Origin of the sequence: Thioalkalivibrio paradoxus ARh 1, from assembly GCF_000227685.2 — a bacterium.
Classification (GTDB): domain Bacteria; phylum Pseudomonadota; class Gammaproteobacteria; order Ectothiorhodospirales; family Ectothiorhodospiraceae; genus Thioalkalivibrio; species Thioalkalivibrio paradoxus.
In genome coordinates this window covers 2,497,751-2,515,598 of record NZ_CP007029.1, presented here as the reverse complement: position 1 = coordinate 2,515,598, position 17,848 = coordinate 2,497,751, and the positions used below count along the sequence as shown (strand labels likewise).

Genomic DNA, 17,848 nt, shown 5'->3' with positions numbered 1-17,848 from the left:
CGGCCGCGCTGCCCGCCATCCGCGCTGGCGCGCGCGGCACGAACCCGATCTGGATCGTGACCGGTCTGCGCTGCCGATGCGGGCCGATCCCGTCGGTGTCAGCTGAACGGCACCGGTCCTCGCAGGAAGTGTCGGCGGTACCGGTCGGGCACCCGGCGCACGTCGAGCAGAATGAACACGTCGGCGACGCCGAAGTCCGGGTCGTGGCAGGCCTCGCCGCAAACCCACGCGCCGAGGCGCAGGTACGCCTTCAGCAGTGGCGGAGGGTCTGCTGCCGGCGTACCGGTACGCCATTGCAGCTGCGGGACCGGGTGCCGCGGTACCACCCGGTACTCGGGCGGCCCCAGGTGTTTCTCGTAGAGTTGGTGCAGCAGAGCGTGGACCGACGGATCGTTCTGTGGCAGCGGGATGCTGGCGCAGCCCATCATGAAGTCGAATCGATGGGCGGTCATGAAACCGGCGAGCCCGGTCCAGAGCGCGTTGATCGCCCGGCCCGTACGGTAATCGGCGTGCACGCAGGTCCGCCCGACCTCCATCACGCGGCCGGGCAGTTCGTTCATCCTGCCCAGCGCGAACTCGTCTTGCGAATAGAAGCCGCCGGCTGCCGGGGCATCGTCGGAGCTGAGGATGCGCGTGCTGGCGACCACCTCGTCGGTGCTTGCATCGCGGACCAGCAGGTGGTGGCAGAAATCATCGTAGCGGTCATGGTCGATGCCTTGATCCGCGCTGGCCAATCGGGCGCCCATCTCCTGCGCGAACACGCTGAAGCGCAATCGCTGGGACGCCAGCACGTCGGCCGGTGTCGCGGCGATCTCCGCTACCAGCAGCGGCTGGCGGGGAGCCGGGGTCCGGGAGCCGTATTCGGCCAGGTGCGGCATGCGCATGCCCTTGGGGGTGAATGAACCACCGAGTGTGTCGAAGGGTTGTGACAAGGGGTTGATCGTTGCGTGAACGCCCGATGAAGCAGCTTTCGAGGAATGGGCGCCACCCGCGTGCCGTCATTGCGGCGTCATGGAGCGCTGGTATAAGCCCGGGCCATGACGAAACTTGACCAGCCTGGCGTCGACGGTGAGTACCGCGCGCTTCTCGAGGAAATGCACGCGTTGCGCCAGCAGGTCGTCGTCGGCGCAGCCACGCGCCTGCAGGAACTCGCTGCGCGGAAAGAAAGCGGAGAATTCCCGGCAAGCGCGTGCAACCTCGCGCAGTATCTCGCAATGCGCTGCCGGGACCTGCGCCCGCTGCAATTGCGCCTGGCGCGGAAGGGGCTGTCATCGCTTGGTCGCGTCGAAGCGCATGTGCTGGCCAGCATCGACGAGGTGATCCGCGTGCTCTCGGGCCTTTGCGCCCAGCCGGAGCCGATGCTCGAGCCGCCGCCCGCACCGGGTTTCGATGCCGGTAACGAATTGCTTGCGTTGAACACCCGAACGCTGTTCGGTCTGCCCAGGCCTGGGCGGACGGCGCGCGTGATGGTGACCATGCCCACCGCGGCCGCGTCGGACGGGGAGCTGGTTCGTGCGCTGCTCGAGTCGGGTATGGACTGCGCCCGCATCAACTGTGCGCACGACAGCCCGGCGGTCTGGCGGCGCATGATCGACAATATCCGCCAGGCGCAGCGGGTCGTCGGTCGCGACTGCCGCGTGGTCATGGACCTTGCGGGGCACAAGGTCCGTACCGGTCCGGTAGCCGACGAGCCCGCGGCAACGCAACTGCGCCCGCAGCGCGACGCATCGTTCGGCAGGCGCAAGCCGGTCGCGGTCAGGCTGGCGCCCGAGTCGGCGCCCGCGGTGGAACCGCCGGCCAACGGCCAGCCGCCGACGATGACCGTCGACCCTCGGGTGCTGGCGATGCTCTCCCCGGGGGATCGGCTGTCGTTCAGCGACCTTCGAGGCAAGACCCGCAAACTGATCGTCGAACGCGAACTGGACGACTCGACCTGGCTGGCGCGCTGCCGGAGGCGCGCGGTGATCGGCCCCGAAACCTCGCTGCGCCTGATGCGCAGGGAGAACGGCCGTTGGGCGCCGGTCGATCCCGAACCGGTGTACCTCGGTGGGCACCGGACCCGGCCGATGCGGATCGTGCTGCAGATCGGCGACGCGCTGAACCTGACTTGGCCGGAACGGCCCGGTCGGCCCGCGCGCATCGATGCCGACGGGCGGGTCGTCGAGCCGGCGCGGATCGGCGTGACGGCCGCGAGCGTGCTCAAATGCCTGTCGCCCGGTCAGCCAGTCTGGATCGACGATGGCAAGCTCGGCGCCGTGGTGGTCGAAGCCGGTCCGCGGTCGGCGTTGCTGAAGGTCACCCACGCGCCACCGGAAGGGTTTCGCCTGAAGGCCGACAAGGGCATCAACTTTCCCGGTGCGCAGTTGCAGCTGGGGCCTTTGAGCGAAAAGGATCTCGCGGACCTCGATTTCGTGGTCGGCCATGCGGATCTGGTGGGATTCTCGTTCGTGGAAACCGCCTCCGATATGCGTGCCCTGATGGAGGAACTCGAACGCAGAAGCGCCGGCGACCTCGGCATCGTCGCCAAGATCGAAACAGAACGAGCGCTGCGTCACCTGCCGGATATCATGCTCAGTGCCATCGGCAGGCACCCGTTGGCGATCATGATCGCGCGTGGCGACCTCGCGGTGGAGATCGGGGGCGAGCGCCTCGCCGAGATCCAGGAGGAACTGCTGTGGATGGCCGAGGCCGGCCATGTCCCGGTCGTCTGGGCGACTCAGGTGCTCGAGAGCCTCGCGAAGACGGGTTCGGCATCCCGTCCGGAGTTGAGCGACGCCGCGATGTCGGTGCGCGCCGAATGCGTGATGCTGAACAAGGGGCCGTTTATCGTCACCGCGCTGCGCGTGCTCGACGACATCCTGCGCCGGATGCAGGATCACCAGCAGAAGAAGATGCCGCAGCTGCGGGCGCTCCAGCTCGCCGCCGGAGGGGCTGGAACGGATGGCGCCGGCGTTTCGGCTCAGGCTCCGCCGGCCAGCGCGGCGAACAGCAGCACCGAGAGCGACGCCACCGCCGCGCCGATCAGCGCGCCGGCGAGCACATCGCTGGGGTAGTGCAGCCCGAGCACCGGCCTCGATGCGGCGACCAAGGCGGCGAACGGCACAACGATCCAGAACCATTCCGGGTAGTGGCTCAGCAGCACGATCGAGAACGCGACCGCGTGCAGCGTATGGCCCGAGGGGAAACTGTACTCGTCCAAGGGCGGCACCCGGCGGACGATGCGGTCGCTGACCATGAACGGTCGGGGGCGGCTGGTGTTGGCCTTGAGCCACTTGTAGATCTGCAGCGAGACCAGCCCGGTCAGCGCCATGTGCACGCTGGCGGTCCACGCACCGAATCCGTGCACCAGCGGCAGCGCCAGCATCAGCGTGTACCAGAATACGCCGTCGCCGAGGCGGCTGAACAGTGCGAAGAAGCGGCCGATGGCCTCGCGCCGGTTGGCGCGGTTCAGCCACTGGCACAGCGTCAGGTCCAGCGCGCGCATGCGTGCCAGCGTGGGAGACGGCGTGAGCGGGCGTTCAATCATCCGGATTCTCCGTGGCGCGTCGCAGTAGCGCCTCGTAGCGGATACAGACCTGCGACCAGTCGATCTCCAGCGCGGTGCTGCGGCCCGCTGCGGCGAGCCGGCGCGTTTCCCGCCGATCGGCGGCCAGGTCGGCGACGGCCTGGATGAAGCCCGGATCGTCCGTGGTCGGGAGCGACCGGCCGTTCCGGCCATCCGCCAGGTGTTCGCGCGCCGCGGCATAGTCGAATGCGACGACCGCCAGGCCGCTGGCCATGGCCTCGAGCGTCACGTTGCCGAAGGTCTCGCTGCGGCTCGGAAAAACGAAAATGTCGGCCGAGGCGTAGTGTTCGGCCAGGTCGGTTCCGGTCCGCATCCCGGCGAACAGAACCTCCGGGTGTGCTCGCGCCAGGGCGGCACGCGCGGGACCGTCGCCGACGACCACCATTCGGGTGCCAGGGACGCGCTCGCGGGCCGCGTCGAACGCGCGCAGCGCAAGCGGCAGGTTCTTTTCCGGCGCGATGCGGCTGACCATCAGCAGTACCGAATCCTCCGGCCCTGCGCCCCAGGATCGCCGTAGTTCGTCGCGCCGCCGCGACGGGCTGAAACGCTCGGTGTCGATTCCCCGGGACAGCACGTCCAGTTGCCGGAAACCGCGGCGTTCGAGATCGTCGGCCAGCGCCCGCGTCGGCACCAGGGTCAGGCGGGTTCGATTGTGCAGTCCGCGCAGATAGCTCAGTGCCGGCCGCTGGAACAGGCCGAGCCCGTAATGGGTCGCGTACTGGTGAAAGTTGGTGTGGAAATCGCTCACCACCGGAATGCCGAGGGCAGTGGCGGCGCGTACCGCCGACCAGCCCAGGGGACCCTCGGTGATCATGTGCACGACATCCGGGCGGTCGTTGCGCCAGAGCGCCTTCAGTCGGCCCACCGACGGCGTGCCCATTCGCAGGCCATGGTAGCGGGGCACCGGCACCCCGGGCATCAGCACGGTCTCGACCCCGGGAATCTGGAGGCCCACATCCGTCCCCCGCTGACGCACTCGCACCAGGGTCACGTCATGGCGCTCGCCAAGCCAGGCGACGAGCCGGTGGATGGTCATGGCGACGCCGTTGACCTCGGGCGGCCAGGTTTCGGTGACCACACAGATCCGAAGGCGAGGCTCGGTGGCGTCGGCTGCGAGGTCGCGTGCGGGACGGGGCTGGAGAAGGGCTGAGTTCATACCCTGCACCATGCGCCCCGATGCTGTCAGGCTCATGACCGGGCGATGACGAATCGGTGACAGCGACGACACGATCTGCCGCGCGGCCCGCGGCCCGCGGCCCGCGGCACGCGGCACGCGGCTCGGGAGCATCGGGGGCGCGCGCAGGTCTGGTGTTGGCGGCCGATCCGACCGGGGCATGGGGGGGAGCGCGGTGGTACAATGCCGCGCTTCCTCGCGGCGTCGGATTCGATCAAGGACAGCTTCATGCACAACATCAAGACTCTCGAAGGGCGGTTTACCGCCGCTGGCGAGGCCCGCTATGGCCTGGTGCTGGCCCGCTTCAACAGCCTGATCGTCGAGCGCCTGCTCGAGGGCGCGGTCGACACGCTGCGGCGCAACGGCGTGGCCGATGCACAGATGACCATCGTTCGCGTGCCGGGCGCCTACGAGCTGCCGCTCGCGGCGCAGGCGATGGCGCGTTCCGGCGAGTTCGACGCGGTGATCGCGCTCGGCTGCGTGATCCGCGGCGCGACGCCGCATTTCGACTACGTCGCGGGTGAGGCAGCGAAGGGTCTGGCGATGGTTTCGCTGGCCGAAAACCTTCCCGTCAGTTTCGGCGTATTGACCACGGACTCGATCGAACAGGCGATTGAGCGCGCTGGCACCAAGGCCGGCAACAAGGGAGTCGACGCGGCGCTGGGGGCCATCGAGATGGTCAGCCTGATGGCCCAGCTGCGGCCCGCGGATTGATTGGAAGCGAGAGCCGGGGGGTGCCCGGTGGCAGCCGGTTGGCCGCAGGCGACGGGGCTCCAATTGGGTGCCCGCATTTGCCGGCCGCCGGCCGCCGGCCCCGGGCCGGTCATCGGTGCCGGATTGAATCAGCAGATTGAACCAGCAGGAAGTGGTATTCCCTTGAGTCGAAACGATCACCAGCGGCAGATCCACGCCCGCCGGGCTGCCCGGCGGCGCGCGATGCAGGCGCTGTATTCCTGGCAGCTGACGCGCGACGATCCCAAGAACATCCTGGCGGAGTTTCGGGAGGACGAGGAGCATGCACGCGCCGACGCCGAGTATTTCCGCGAGATCCTGATCGGGGTCACGTCTCGGAGCGCCGAGTTCGATCGCCTGCTTGCGCCGGCGTTGGGCGGCCGGCCGCTGGCGCAACTCGACCCGATCGAACACGCGCTGTTGTGGCTTGGCGCCTGGGAGCTGGCCGAACGGCTCGATGTGCCGTACCGCGTGGTGATCAACGAGGCGGTGGACCTGGCGAAGAAGTTTGGCGCGGAGAAATCCCACCGATTCGTGAACGGGGTGCTCGATGCGTTGTCCCGCGATCTACGAAGTGCCGAGCGCGCCGCCACGCCGGCGCCGCGCGGCAAGCCCCGTGGCTCCTGAATGCTGCGCGATGCAGGCATCCCGTCGATGCGCATGCCGTGCCGCGGACGCGGTGCGCTGCGTACTGCCATGGCGCGGGCAGCCACCCCCTATGATGAAAGAGGCGTAGGGCGGAAAAGGCCGAAGGCCGTCATCCGCCGTCCGGCGCCGGGGTCGCCGCAGGCGCCGGGGAGGCGCGAACGCCGAGCGGCGGATGACGCTGCGCTCTTCCGCCCTACGGGTTGCCCGGGGCGCGACCCGGGTTCTTTCACGTGAACGCTGCCGTGCCATGTCTGAACGCCTGCTCTCCGAGTTCGAACTGATCCACCGGTTCTTCACCGGGCGTGATCGTGGGCCGGGGATTGCCCTCGGCGTCGGCGACGACTGTTCGCTGCTGGCACCGCGGCGGGGACAGGAGCTTGCTGTCAGCGTCGATACCATGGTCTGCGGTACCCATTTCTTCGAAGACCAGCCGGCCGCCGCGGTCGGGCACAAGGCGCTTGCCGCCGCGCTGAGCGATCTCGCGGCGATGGGCGCGGAGCCGCTGGGGGCCCTGCTGGCTCTGACGCTGCCCAGGGTGGATACCGACTGGTTGCAGGAGTTTGCGGCGGGCTGGGGCGCACTTGCCGAACAGCTGCGCGTGCCGCTGATCGGGGGGGATACCACGCGGGGGCCGCTGGCGATCAGCGTCACAGTGCTGGGGCAGGTGCCGGCCGGCGCGGCGCTACGGCGCACCGGTGCCCAGCCCGGTAACCTGGTCGTCGTCAGCGGATCCTTGGGAGGAGCCTTTGCCGGCCTGCAATTGGAGCAGCAGCGGCGTGCCGCGGGGCCGGAGCCGCCCGCGGTCGAGGATTCCCGCTGCAAGCGCTTCTTCCGGCCCGAACCGCGGCTGGCGCTGGGGCGAACGCTGCGCGGGCGCACGCGCACTGCAATCGACCTTTCGGACGGCCTGCTGGCCGATCTGGGCCACGTGTGCACGGCTTCGGGCTGCGGCGCGCGCCTGAACGCAGATGATTTGCCGCGGGACCCGCTGCTGCACGACTGGCCCTCGGGACCGTCGCTGGCCGCGGCGTTGTCCGGTGGCGATGACTACGAACTGCTGTTCGCCTGGCCGGCCCGGCAGCGGGGCGAACTGCGACCGCTCGCGGCCGCGCTGCAACTGCCGCTGACGGTGATCGGGGAGTTCGTCGACGGTGGGGGTATCCAGGTGCTCGACGCGTCGGGAGCCCCGATTCCACTCGCACAACGGGGGTTCGACCACTTTCGTCCGGACTGAAGCCCTGGACCATTCGCACGCAGTCCGTCCCGGTCGCCACGTGCGACCGATGCGCCGTTCGGCCCAGGCGGGATGCGCACGCCCGGCACTGACTCTCATGGCGCGGGTGGCCACCCTTGAGGATGAAAGAGGCGTAGGGCGGAAAAGGCCGAAGGCCGTCATCCGCCGGCCGGCGTCGGGGTTGCCGCAGGCGCCGGGGAGGTGCGAACGCCGAGTGGCGGATGACGCTGCGCTATTCCGCCCTGCGGGCCACCCGGGGCGCGACGCGGATTCTTTCACGTTATGCGCGGCTTCGGCGCGGGCAGGCGTTTTCTGGCCCGGTGTTCGGCCGCGACGGGCTTAACGCCTGCATCGGGGTAGGGTATAAAGCCCGGCACGCCAACTGCCGGAGCTGCTGATGCCCCGACCGCCCCATCCGCCCGCATCCCTGGTGTTCCGGGATCCGGTACACCTGCTCGCGTTCGGCTTCGGGAGCGGGCTCGCGCGCTGGGCGCCCGGCACGTTCGGGTCGGCGGCCGCGCTGGTGTTGTATTTTGCCATCATCGGGCTGCCGGACTGGGCCTACCTGGCTGTGGTGGCGCTGGTCACGGTGTCCGGGTTCTGGATCTGCGGGGAGAGTGCCCGGCGTCTGGGCGTGCACGATCACCCCGGCATCGTCTGGGACGAATGGGCCGGGATGCTGATTACGCTGGCATTTGCGCCGGCCGGGCTTGTCTGGGTGCTGGTCGGGTTCCTGCTGTTCCGGTTCTTCGACATCGTGAAGCCGTTCCCGGCGCGCTACTTCGACCGCCACTGGCACAGCGGTGTCGGGATCGTGATGGACGACGTCGTCGCGGCGATCTACGCCTGGCTGGTACTGCAGGCGCTTGCCTGGGTGGTGATGACGTACCTTTAACGTGACATGACAGCCGCGGAAGGACACGGAAATCACGGAATATGGAACAAATCAAACCTTTCCATGTCTGTCCGTGCTTTCCGTGGCTCGCCTTTTCATGTTGCGGGATGGTCGCTGGCCATGGCAGTTAGCGTGAAAGTCACGGCCTGTCTCGTGTCCCGGGCGACCCGTAGGGCGGAAAAGCGCAGCGTCATCCGCCGTACGGCGTTCGTAACGCCCAGGCGCCTGCGGCAATCCGGGCGCCGGATGACGGCCTTCGGCCTTTTCCGCCCTACGCCTCTTTCATCATCGGGGGTGGCCGCTGGTCATGACAGTTAGCGTGAAAGTCACGGCCTGTCTCGTGTCCCTGGCGACCCGTAGGGCGGAAGAGCGCAGCGTCATCCGCCACAGGGCGCCCGCGGTGCCCCGGCGCCGGCGGCACCCCGGGCGCTGGATGGCGGATGACGGCCTTCGGCCTTTTCCGCCCTACGCGTCTGCAGGCGCTTGCCTGGGTGGTTATTACGTACCTTTAACCTGAAGGTCGCGACCATGCCCGTGCACCCCGTGCGAGGGTAGGGGGCTTGCTCGCTTACCCGCTAGCGGGCCACGGCCCGGGGTGAGTGCACCGCGGCGGTTCGTTGGGGGCGCTACCGGTGCGTTGCCGCGCTGGCGCGATGCCGCTGGCCGCGATCCGTTCAGTCACGGTTGTCCGGCCCGAAACGGTCGGTTTCGGGCGCAAACTGTTGCGCAGAAGACACAAACACCCCCTCGGTGTCACTTTTTTATCAGAAAAGGGTTGAAATGCGACACCGTAGCGTATATAAAACACCTGTCATTCACGGAATGGCATTGAGCGATACCCGCTAACCGTGTTTCAAACCTGTTTTCAACTGTCCTGGGAGACAACGTCATGCACAAGAAACTTCTCGCTGTTGCCGTCGCCGCTTTCGTAGCCGCTCCGGCCATCGCCACCGCCGACACCACCCTGTTCGGTCAGTTCAAGTACGAAGTCGGTGCCATCGACGACGGCGACGATCGCAACCTGGTCCATTCCACCATCGGTTCGCGCCTTGGCGTGCGCGGTGCCGAAGACCTCGGTGGTGGCATGCAGGCCATCTTCCGCCTGCAGGGCAACTTCAACGGTGTGAACCAGTCCCTCGCGACGCAGAGCTTCGACCTGAACGAAGAAGCCTGGGTGGGTCTGCAGGGTGACTTCGGCCGCGTGCTGCTCGGCCGTAGCGACACCGCCATGAAGCTGGCGTCCCTTCCGTTCCGGGCCTTCACCGATACGCTGGCCGATGGGAACAACCGTCCGGCGAGCTGGGGCCGTGCCGAGGGTGTCCACTACACCACGCCGAGCTTCAACGGCCTGACCGTTTCCGCCACGGTCGAGCCCAACGGCAACAAGACCCGTTCCTACTACTCGCTGAACGCGATCTACAACCAGGGCCCGATCTTCGTGTCCATCGCGGCTGAAGATGCGCCGAGCACCGGCCTGTTCCAGGGTGGCGGCAAGCAGATCGTTGATGGCAACACCAACTGGCAGATCGGCGGCAGCTACGACTTCGGCGCCGGTACCGTCGGCCTGCTGTACCAGGATATCGACGACATCGCCGATGTCGTGACCCTGCCGGTGACCTTCAACGTGACGCCTCAGGTGTCGCTGCGTGCCGCGGTGCAGTACCGCGATTTCGACAACGGTCCTGTGGATGACCTGACGAACTTCGCCGTGGGTGCCAGCTACCACTTCAGCAACCGCACCGAGCTGTTCGCGAACGTCTGGTACGACGACGAGATCAGCAGCACTGCGAACGGCGCTGCGGAAGAAACCCAGCTGGGTATCGGCCTGCGTCACAGCTTCTAAGCGTCCATTGCTGCTGGAGCGCTGGGGTGTCCTTCGGGGCACCCCTTTTTTTTGGGGGGGCGTCGGCAATGGGGAGGGGTGGGCTTTCCGTGGTTCGCCTTTTCATCCTGCGGGGCGTGGCCGCTGGCCATGACAGTTTGCGTGGCACGAACGCGCGAAGTGCGTCGAACGGCCGCGGGTCTGGCTCATGGCGAGGTGGATACGCGGTGGGATCCCGAATCTGAAAAAGGGGGGTAGTCCTGCGGGTAAGGGGCTGCGGGCCTGCGAGTGTTCATCGGCGGGGTTGACCTTCGTGGCCAGCGCCCCCCGCAAGATGAAAACGCGAGCCACCGAAAGCACGAACGCGGAAAAGGGGTTTCAATCCATTCCTTCTCCCGGGGTGTCCGTGTTCTTCCGTGGCCGCATTGTCATGGCATGGTGCGCCTACCGCTGGAGCGACGGGTGATCGCCCGCACCCGGGATCGGCTGGTCCTTCGTGTAGTACGGCTGGTCCGGCTTCCCGGCACTGGGAACCGTCCGGGTCATTCCGGGATGATCGTCAGCTCCGGGTACCGGCTGCTCCTTCTGGTAGTAGGCCTGAACCGGCTTGCCACCCGAAGCCACGATCCCTGCAAGTCCCGGATGGTCGTTTGCGCCCGGAATCGGAAGGCCGTCGGCTCCGTGGGTGGACCACTGCGCTGCGGCCAGCGCAGGCATCAACAGTGCGGCGAATGCAACGGTCTTGAGGTGTTTCATGGTCATCTCCATCGAGTCGGCTGTGGGTGTTGCGGGCTAGCCGGATTCGTTGCATCCGGCTAGCTGTGTTTCCGTCCATCTACGATGAACTTGAATACAATTGAACCATCTGCAGACCGGGATGACCCTCCGTAAGATTTGCTAGGGGAAAACCGAACCCTTTGAAACGTTGATGTGTTTTCTTTCTCCGAGCGGGTTCCCGGTCGGGTGGAGGATGATGGATGCCGAGGCGCGCGCCCGAGGTCGGAGTTCGATCCCAGCGGGGGTACTCGTCGCGGGGCGGGGCATTCGGGAGGTGGGACAGCGGATCGGTAGCCAGGCCCATATCGGCGGGACCCGGTGCCCGCGACGCTCCGGCACCCGCCGCCGCCCGCCGCCACCCAGGCGCCGAATGGCGGATGTCGGCCTTCGGCTTCTTCCAGCCTTGTGTATCTGCCAATGTCCCGTAGGTTGTGCCACTGGCACAACGTCGTGGGTGTTGGCGGTGGTTCGGGGTCTGGGGCTGTGGTTGCGTCGGTCGTTGTGCCTTCTGCGTCGGCACAACCTGCGCGGCTTGACCGATCACGGATTACCTACGCTTCTTTCATGGCTGGGGCTGCTCATGCCCTGGCAGTTCGCCGGAATGCGCACCTGTGATGAACCCGGTGCCCGTGGTGAGCACCGGATCCCCCGTCGCGGGTGTGAGTCTTTCAGAGCACGGCCACTACGTCCGGATAGTATCCCGCCCAGGCGAACCAGTTGGCCTGAAAGCCGTTCACCGGCTCGGTTCCGTCGACCGCACCGCTGGCAATCCGGTCCGGGAACCCGCCCGACAATGCCGGCGTCCGTGACATGCGTCCACGATAGATGTAGCCGGTGTCGAGGGCGGGGTCGTGGAGCGCGGTGAAGTCTTCGCCGTGCGCGTCGACTTCGAGCCGTCCTTCGGTCCGCAGCCGGTCCAGGCTGAACGCCACCGCGCGGTCGGACATCCGGGCGCCGACGAAGATGGCCTTGGGCGGGGCGCGGTCATCGCTGTTGATCGGCGTGAACATCGGCGGTTCGTGCTCGGCGTAGTAGCCGGAGACCGGGTTGTAGCTGCCGTAGGGGTCTCGGTTGTAGTCGCGCCCCCACTGGGTCGGCTGGGCCATCACCCGCGTCTCGGGATGCAGTGCACGCCATTGCCCCCAGGTGGTCCAGACGACCGGACGCTCGACCAGCGCACGACCATGGTGCTCGCCTTTGACCGCGATTCCGAACATCTGGGGAAAGTACGACAGGGTTTGCGTGTCGTAGATCGTGAGGTTGCTGTTCACCAACTTGCCGGACACTGCGAATACCTCGGTGCCTCGCTCGATGCACAGGATATCCGCCACCATCGGGCAGTAGGTGATCGCGACCGGCAATCCCGCGACAGTGTCGTTCACGACCTCGTGCCAGACCATGATCCGCTGTGGGTAGGCCCGGGCATCGCCGGCGTGGACGAATCCGAAGACGATGTCGCCATCGTCGAGCCACGCGCTGCCTGTGCTGGCGCTGGTGAACTCGGGGTTTTCGATTCGCGGGATTGCGTCGCGAGCCACCCCGGCTTCCCGAAGGTCACCCGCATAGACATCCAGCGCCAGCGGCGCATGGCGCTGTCCCGCAAGCACCGGAAAACGCGGTGCCGAACCGTTGCCGGTCACCATAGGACCGGAGCAGCCGATCAGGGCCATGCCGCCGAGGCCGACGACGCCGCGCAGAACCGAACGACGCGAAACGGGTCGATTCAACATTGTTGCCTCCTTACATCCAGGGTTGGGCGGTCTTCCCGCGTCTGCGCGCCCGGGGCATCAGGGCGTCCATTCTTCCCGGGTTGGATCCGGGTGCCCCGTTCCGGCTGACGGGTAGATTTCGCGTTGAGGTTCTCAGGAATAAAGCAGTTCAGCCGCCACGGGGCACTACGCACGAATGCGTACGTGAAAACCGCAGCCCGGAATCCGCGCCAACGGGGCAGCGGCTCGTATCATCCGATACCCAGGGTCACGTGAACTGTCATGGCGCGGGCAGCCACCCCATGAGGATGAAAGAGGCGTAGGCGTAGGGCGGAAAAGGCCGAAGGCCGTCATCCGCCATCCGGCGCCGGGGTTGCCGTAGGCGCCGGGGAGGCGCGAACGCCGAGCGGCGGATGACGCTGCGCTTTTCCGCCCTACGGGTTGCCCGGGGCACGAGACAGGCCGTGACTTTCACGCTCACGAAGCGGCTGATCCCGATTGAGGTGGCTTGGAGGGAAGACGAGAGCGCAGTGCCATCCGTTGGCTGCCCGGGGTGGGCGGTCGGGTCGAGGTATCGGGTGCCCCGATGTCGAGTCGGGTCGCGCCCTGACACGGGGCACGCCCTGCCAAAGGCCTGGCCCGCGGCATGCGGGCTGGGCAGCACAATCAGCCCATCCACGGCGGGCTGCGCCTGAACGGACCCGCCCGTCCTCGCTTGCCTCGTGGTAACCCGTATGTTCCGGCGGGATCGGGGTGTCTATCCTACCTGGTGCCTACGGCGCTTTCGGCCACGACGCTCGGGAATCCCGCGCTCGCCTGCACGGACCTTCCGCGCGGATGACGCTCGGCGACCGCAGCGTGCCGTGGCATTGAAGGGAACGCGGCGCAGAATCGACGGACTGGAGGGGCGGTGTGTACACCAGGATTCCTGGTGTTTGCCGGAACCTCGCTGCTGCTTCTTGCGGTGGGGTGGTGGTTCTGGCCGCCGGTGGCCTGGGCCGCGGTCCTGATCGTGCCGCTACTGGCGCTGGGAACGTACGACCTGCGCGGTCCGATCCGGGTGATCGCCTCCGGCAAGATCCTGACCGGCTTTCACCTGGTAAAAAATCTCGCGGTCGGGGCCGACCTGTGCAGCAGCGCGCGCGGCATGATGTTCGCCCTCGGCTGCGTGCACTCACTCATCTGCAACACCAACCGCTGTCCGTCCGGTGTCGCGACGCAGGATCCGCGGCTATACCGGGGTCTGATCGTCGCCGACAAGGCACAGCGCGTGGCGCAGTTCCAGGCCAAGACGGTGCACGCCACCGCGGAGTTGATCGCGTCCGCCGGCCTGTTTCACACCTCCGAACTCAACCGCACCCATATCTACCGGCGCGTGACGCAGTCGGAAATCCGGCGCTACGACCGGATCTACCCGTACGTATCGGCCGGGGTGCTCCGCGACCCGGCAAAGGCGCCGGAGGCGTTCGCCGTGCACCTGGAAGAAGCCGACCCGGAACGCTTCGTTCCTCGTTATTGCCTGACCCGGACCGATAAACCCTGCGGGGATCCGCACCGCGCGCGCAGGGCTCGAAATCCCGAAGGGGGGACCCGCCCATGAAGGCATCCGACCTGTTCGTGAAGGCCCTGGAATCCGAAAGCGTCGAGTACGTCTTCGGCATTCCCGGGGAGGGGACCGTCGACCTGTTCGAATCGCTGTGGGACCAGCAGGTGCAAAAGCGGCTCGTGATCCAGTGCCCTAGCTTTTGCGCCAGGAGGCTTCAGGTTCGGTAGTCTTGGCGGCGTCGGCAACGGCGCGATCAGAGGGGGGCAGCAATGAACGAGTCGGTCAGGGACAGCGCGTGGAAGCTGCTAGACGCGTCGGTAGTGCGCCTGCACGGCGGGCCGGTAGGTACCGTCGCCGCGCGCGACACCATCGTGCAGGAGGTCAACTACGACCAGGTGTTTACCCGGGATTTCGCGGTCTCCGCCTATGCCTACCTGCTCGCGGGGAAGCCTGAGATCGTCGCCAATTTCCTGCTGCAAATGGTCCGCCTGCAGCAGACCGAGCGCCAGTTCGACTGTTTCCAGCCGGGCGAGGGCCTGATGCCGGCCAGCTTCAAGGTGGTCGCGGGCGAGGCGGGGGAGCGGGTGGTGGCCGATTTCGGCGAACAGGCCATTGCCCGGGTACCGCCGGTCGATTCCGGCCTGTGGTGGCTGATGGTCCTGCACGCGTACGTGAACAGCACCGGCGATGCGGCGCTGGCGCGGCGGGATGAGGTGCAGCGCGCGATCCGCGGGGTGCTGGATCTGTGCCTGACCGCGCGGTTCGATATGTTCCCCACCATGCTGGTGCCGGACGGATCGTTCATGATCGATCGCCGCATGGGTGTCTACGGCTATCCGATCGATGTGCAGGCGCTGTTCTACTCGGCGCTGACCGCGGCCGAGGCCCTGCTGGCCGACGTGGAGGAGAACGTCCGTTACATCGATGCGGTGCGCAAGCGGCGAGATCATCTCGCCTACCATATCCGTACCTATTACTGGCTGGATCTCGACCAGGTCAACCGCATCTACCGCTATGGGGTCGAGGAATACGGTGAGCGCGCGGTGAACAAGTTCAACATCTACCCCGAGACCATCCCGCACTGGCTGATGGACTGGCTGCCGGAAACCGGCGGCTATTTCGCGGGAAACCTGGGGCCCGGGCGAATGGACTACCGCTATTTCGCGCAGGGGAATCTGCTGGCCGTCGCGAGCGGCCTGGCGTCGGACGCACAGTCCGCGGCATTCATGCAACTGCTGCGTGCACGGCGCGACGACCTCGTGGGGGATGTGCCGCTGAAACTCGCATATCCGGCGCTGGACGGAAGCGACTGGGTGGCGCTGACCGGCATGGATCCGAAAAACCGCGCCTGGTCCTACCACAACGGCGGCAACTGGCCGGTGCTGCTGTGGCTGTTGGCCGCGGCCTGTGCCCGCACCGGCGACGCAGATCTGATCGAATCCGCGCTCGAGTCCGCCGAATCCCGGCTCGTCCGGGACGAGTGGGCCGAGTACTACGATGGCCGCAGTGGTCGCCTGGTCGGACGGCAGGCGCGCCGCCAGCAGACCTGGACGATCGCAGGTTACCTGGTCGCGCGGCAGCTGGCGCAGGATCCCGCCTGTCTGGGACGCCTCGGCTTCAGAGGCGAAGCCACGGTGTCTGGGTGCACCGGTTGACGCATCATCATCCGCGCAGAAAGGATGGAGCTCACCCCTGGTCGGGTAACAGTGCGGCGTTACCGCCACCTCGCTTCCTACGAACCGTACCTGCGGCGTTCACGGTAATGCAAGCGCGGCAAAGGCGGAGGCGGATATCTGGCGGATGCGTCCAAGCGCGCGGAAGCCCGCGACCCATCGCGAGACACCGACGCGCTCCAGCGCACTATCGGGTGGAGTGGAGCGGAGGGGCGGTGTTCAATGGAAGACGCCTTGACGACGGTACGACGCGTGTGATTTCCGGACGCCTCGACTCCACCGCTACGCACTCCCTGTTGGTACGCCATCGGGGGAGCGGCGGGTGCAGCGGGCAGCCGTTTCTGGTTCCGTTCAGTCCGGGTTGAAGCTCTCGGGCGGGCGCTGGAAGAAATGCGAGATCAGCGTGGTTCCCGCAGTGGTCGCCCAGAGAAACAGGAAGGTGACGGAGTAATAGCCCAGCGTCGTCAGCGCGGGTCCACCGCTCTGCGCGAGCTGCGCGGGACTCAGGAACAGGAAAACGATGGTGGTTGCCACCGCCGACATTACGAAGGAAGGCCACAGCACGGAAACCCATTTCTGCATCGTTGATACCCTTGTTTCCTGATTGTCAGGGAAGCTCCGCAGCGAGCTAAACGCTGCTTCACGGTGGTTGTCATTGCGGGCGAAGCTCCGGACGCATGCACTCAGCGCACCCGACAGCCCAGAGGCCATCGCGTACTTCCTGACGCGCTACAGTGACCCAAGGCGTTGACGGAGGGGCAGGGGGCCCTCGAGTCAGTCCAGCACGTGGGAGACCAAGCCGTCGGCCAGCTTCGGCTCGAACCAGGTCGACTTCGGGGGCATGACCTCGCCGGCGTCGGCGACGGCCATCAGATCCTCCATGCCGGTGGGGAACAGCGAGAAGGCGACCTGCATGTCGCCGGCATCGACGTGACGCACCAGGCCCTCGAGCCCACGGATCCCGCCGACGAAGCCGATGCGCTCGTCGCGCCGGGGATCGGCGATGCCGAGGATCGGCTCGATGAGATTCTCCTGCAGCAGGCTGACATCGAGGCGCCGTACCGGGTCGTGCTCCGGCACATGGCGCGGGTCGAGCGTGAGTCGGTACCAGGTGCCGCCGAGGTACATGCCGAACTCGGCGTGGCGTGCGGGCCGCACCGGCTGCTCGCTGCGCTCGACCTGAAAGCGCTCGGCGACGCGCTCCATGAAACGTTCGGGCGCGAGGCCGTTCAGGTCTCGAACCACCCGGTTATAGTCCATGATGCGGAGCTGGTCATGCGGGAAGATCACGGCGAGGAAGTAGTTGTAGGATTCGTCGCCGGTATGCGCCGGGTTCCCGGCGCGGCGCGTCGCGGCCACGCGCGACGCCGCGGCGGAGCGATGATGGCCGTCGGCCACGTAGAGCGCGTCGAGCGCGTCGAATCCCGCGGTGAGATCGGCGATCACCGAGGCATCGGTCACCGCCCAGAGTTCGTGACGTACGCCGTCGAGCGTGACGTCGACCTCGGCGGTATCCGCGCTCAGCCGCGCGAGCAACGTGTCGATCCCGGCCTGGCTGCGATAGGCCAGGAAGACCGGTCCGGTCTGGGCGTTCAGCGCCTCGATCTGGCGTACGCGGTCGTCCTCTTTCACCGGCCTGGTGAACTCGTGTTTCTTGATCCGGTCGGCGTCGTAGGCGTCGACCGACGCGGCGGCGACCAGCCCGGTCTGCACGTGTGTGTCCATCGTCAGACGGTACACGTAGTAGTGCGGCTCCGGATCGCGCGCCAGCACGCCCTCGCTCAGCATCCGGTCGAGGTTCTCGCGTGCCTTGGCGTAGACGGGAGGCGCGTACGGATCGGTGTCCGCGGGCAGGTCGACCTCGGGGCGCGAAATGTGCAGGAAGCTCCAGGGTCGACCCGTGACCATCGCGCGCGCCTCCTCGGCGCTCATCACGTCGTAGGGCGGCGCTGCCACATCGGCGGCGCGCCCGGGAGCCGGGCGCAGGCCGGCGAAGGGCTTGATCAGGGGCATGAGGACTCCTTGAGACGTTTTCGGCACGCGCAGGATAGTGGATCGCGGCCTGCAAATCAC

General features: G+C 67.1%; 18 protein-coding genes and 2 pseudogenes. 11 read left to right on the top strand and 9 right to left on the bottom strand.

The genetic code is table 11. The features are described from left to right. Positions 1 to 98: 98 nt before the first annotated feature. A complete protein-coding gene (locus THITH_RS11275) occupies positions 99 to 884 on the bottom strand; it encodes a GNAT family N-acetyltransferase (protein WP_041483437.1) in 786 nt (261 codons plus the stop codon). A gap of 153 nt (positions 885 to 1,037) precedes the next feature. Here THITH_RS11275 and THITH_RS11270 point away from each other — a divergent pair, with 153 nt between their 5' ends. Next, a complete protein-coding gene (locus THITH_RS11270; RefSeq protein WP_006747979.1) occupies positions 1,038 to 3,053 on the top strand; it encodes a pyruvate kinase in 2,016 nt (671 codons plus the stop codon). Here THITH_RS11270 and THITH_RS11265 read toward each other — a convergent pair. Then, a complete protein-coding gene (locus THITH_RS11265) occupies positions 2,960 to 3,484 on the bottom strand; it encodes a phosphatase PAP2 family protein (RefSeq protein WP_025367509.1) in 525 nt (174 codons plus the stop codon). The two genes, THITH_RS11270 and THITH_RS11265, sit on opposite strands and share 94 nt — an antisense overlap. Positions 3,485 to 3,518: 34 nt before the next feature. After that, positions 3,519 to 4,721 carry a glycosyltransferase family 4 protein gene (locus THITH_RS11260; RefSeq protein ID WP_025367508.1) on the bottom strand — a complete coding sequence of 401 codons (1,203 nt, stop codon included), beginning with the start codon at positions 4,719 to 4,721 and terminating at the stop codon, positions 3,519 to 3,521. A gap of 246 nt (positions 4,722 to 4,967) precedes the next feature. Here THITH_RS11260 and ribH point away from each other — a divergent pair, with 246 nt between their 5' ends. After that, positions 4,968 to 5,453 carry a 6,7-dimethyl-8-ribityllumazine synthase gene (gene ribH / locus THITH_RS11255; protein ID WP_025367507.1) on the top strand — a complete coding sequence of 162 codons (486 nt, stop codon included), beginning with the start codon at positions 4,968 to 4,970 and terminating at the stop codon, positions 5,451 to 5,453. Positions 5,454 to 5,615: 162 nt separating this feature from the next. Next, a complete protein-coding gene (gene nusB, locus THITH_RS11250) occupies positions 5,616 to 6,098 on the top strand; it encodes a transcription antitermination factor NusB (protein WP_269667584.1) in 483 nt (160 codons plus the stop codon). 63 nt (positions 6,099 to 6,161) lie between these two features. Here the strand turns inward: nusB and THITH_RS19335 are convergent. Beyond that, positions 6,162 to 6,368 (bottom strand): annotated as a pseudogene (locus THITH_RS19335) (hypothetical protein); the annotation flags it as partial. On the opposite strand from THITH_RS19335, the gene thiL reads away from it, so the two are divergent. The 5 genes and pseudogenes from thiL to THITH_RS11235 all read left to right on the top strand — a co-directional run bounded on the left by thiL (position 6,367) and on the right by THITH_RS11235 (position 10,091). Then, positions 6,367 to 7,353, top strand: coding sequence for a thiamine-phosphate kinase (gene thiL / locus THITH_RS11245; protein ID WP_006747984.1), 987 nt, complete (start codon positions 6,367 to 6,369; stop codon positions 7,351 to 7,353). The pseudogene THITH_RS19335 and the gene thiL sit on opposite strands and share 2 nt — an antisense overlap. Before the next feature lie 397 nt (positions 7,354 to 7,750). Next, positions 7,751 to 8,248: a phosphatidylglycerophosphatase A family protein gene (locus THITH_RS11240; protein ID WP_006747986.1), complete on the top strand. Its 498-nt coding sequence runs from the start codon at positions 7,751 to 7,753 to the stop codon at positions 8,246 to 8,248. 120 nt (positions 8,249 to 8,368) lie between these two features. Then, positions 8,369 to 8,566 (top strand): annotated as a pseudogene (locus THITH_RS19330) (hypothetical protein). Then, on the top strand, positions 8,556 to 8,765 hold the full coding sequence (locus tag THITH_RS19750) for a hypothetical protein (protein ID WP_006747987.1): 210 nt from the start codon (positions 8,556 to 8,558) through the stop codon (positions 8,763 to 8,765). Before THITH_RS19330 ends, THITH_RS19750 begins: the two are co-directional and overlap by 11 nt. Positions 8,766 to 9,137: 372 nt before the next feature. Continuing rightward, positions 9,138 to 10,091: a porin gene (locus tag THITH_RS11235; RefSeq protein ID WP_006747988.1), complete on the top strand. Its 954-nt coding sequence runs from the start codon at positions 9,138 to 9,140 to the stop codon at positions 10,089 to 10,091. 423 nt (positions 10,092 to 10,514) lie between these two features. On the opposite strand, the gene THITH_RS11230 is transcribed toward THITH_RS11235, so the two are convergent. The 3 genes from THITH_RS11230 to THITH_RS19590 all read right to left on the bottom strand — a co-directional run bounded on the left by THITH_RS11230 (position 10,515) and on the right by THITH_RS19590 (position 13,037). Beyond that, positions 10,515 to 10,826: a hypothetical protein gene (locus THITH_RS11230; RefSeq protein ID WP_006747989.1), complete on the bottom strand. Its 312-nt coding sequence runs from the start codon at positions 10,824 to 10,826 to the stop codon at positions 10,515 to 10,517. A 689-nt stretch (positions 10,827 to 11,515) separates the two neighbouring features. Next, a complete protein-coding gene (locus THITH_RS11225) occupies positions 11,516 to 12,577 on the bottom strand; it encodes a DUF3179 domain-containing protein (protein ID WP_006747991.1) in 1,062 nt (353 codons plus the stop codon). A gap of 259 nt (positions 12,578 to 12,836) precedes the next feature. Continuing rightward, the gene (locus THITH_RS19590) at positions 12,837 to 13,037 is read right to left on the bottom strand and encodes a hypothetical protein (protein WP_332254638.1); all 201 of its coding nucleotides are present in this window, start codon (positions 13,035 to 13,037) and stop codon (positions 12,837 to 12,839) included. 429 nt (positions 13,038 to 13,466) lie between these two features. On the opposite strand from THITH_RS19590, the gene THITH_RS11220 reads away from it, so the two are divergent. From THITH_RS11220 to THITH_RS11215, 3 genes are read left to right on the top strand one after another with little or no spacing between them, the layout of a single operon-like run. Next, positions 13,467 to 14,156 carry a glutamate synthase-related protein gene (locus THITH_RS11220; protein WP_006747992.1) on the top strand — a complete coding sequence of 230 codons (690 nt, stop codon included), beginning with the start codon at positions 13,467 to 13,469 and terminating at the stop codon, positions 14,154 to 14,156. Then, a complete protein-coding gene (locus tag THITH_RS19325) occupies positions 14,153 to 14,329 on the top strand; it encodes a thiamine pyrophosphate-binding protein (RefSeq protein WP_006747993.1) in 177 nt (58 codons plus the stop codon). The genes THITH_RS11220 and THITH_RS19325 overlap by 4 nt, the downstream gene beginning before the upstream one ends. A 42-nt stretch (positions 14,330 to 14,371) precedes the next feature. Further along, positions 14,372 to 15,757 carry a glycoside hydrolase 100 family protein gene (locus tag THITH_RS11215; protein WP_006747994.1) on the top strand — a complete coding sequence of 462 codons (1,386 nt, stop codon included), beginning with the start codon at positions 14,372 to 14,374 and terminating at the stop codon, positions 15,755 to 15,757. Between the two features lie 369 nt (positions 15,758 to 16,126). Here the strand turns inward: THITH_RS11215 and THITH_RS11210 are convergent, their stop codons facing one another. Together THITH_RS11210 and THITH_RS11205 are read right to left on the bottom strand one after the other, a co-directional pair. Continuing rightward, on the bottom strand, positions 16,127 to 16,357 hold the full coding sequence (locus THITH_RS11210) for a hypothetical protein (RefSeq protein ID WP_025367505.1): 231 nt from the start codon (positions 16,355 to 16,357) through the stop codon (positions 16,127 to 16,129). A gap of 192 nt (positions 16,358 to 16,549) precedes the next feature. Next, positions 16,550 to 17,788 (bottom strand): DUF1015 domain-containing protein, encoded by a 1,239-nt coding sequence (locus tag THITH_RS11205; protein WP_006747996.1) that lies wholly within the window; start codon positions 17,786 to 17,788, stop codon positions 16,550 to 16,552. Positions 17,789 to 17,848 lie beyond the last annotated feature (60 nt).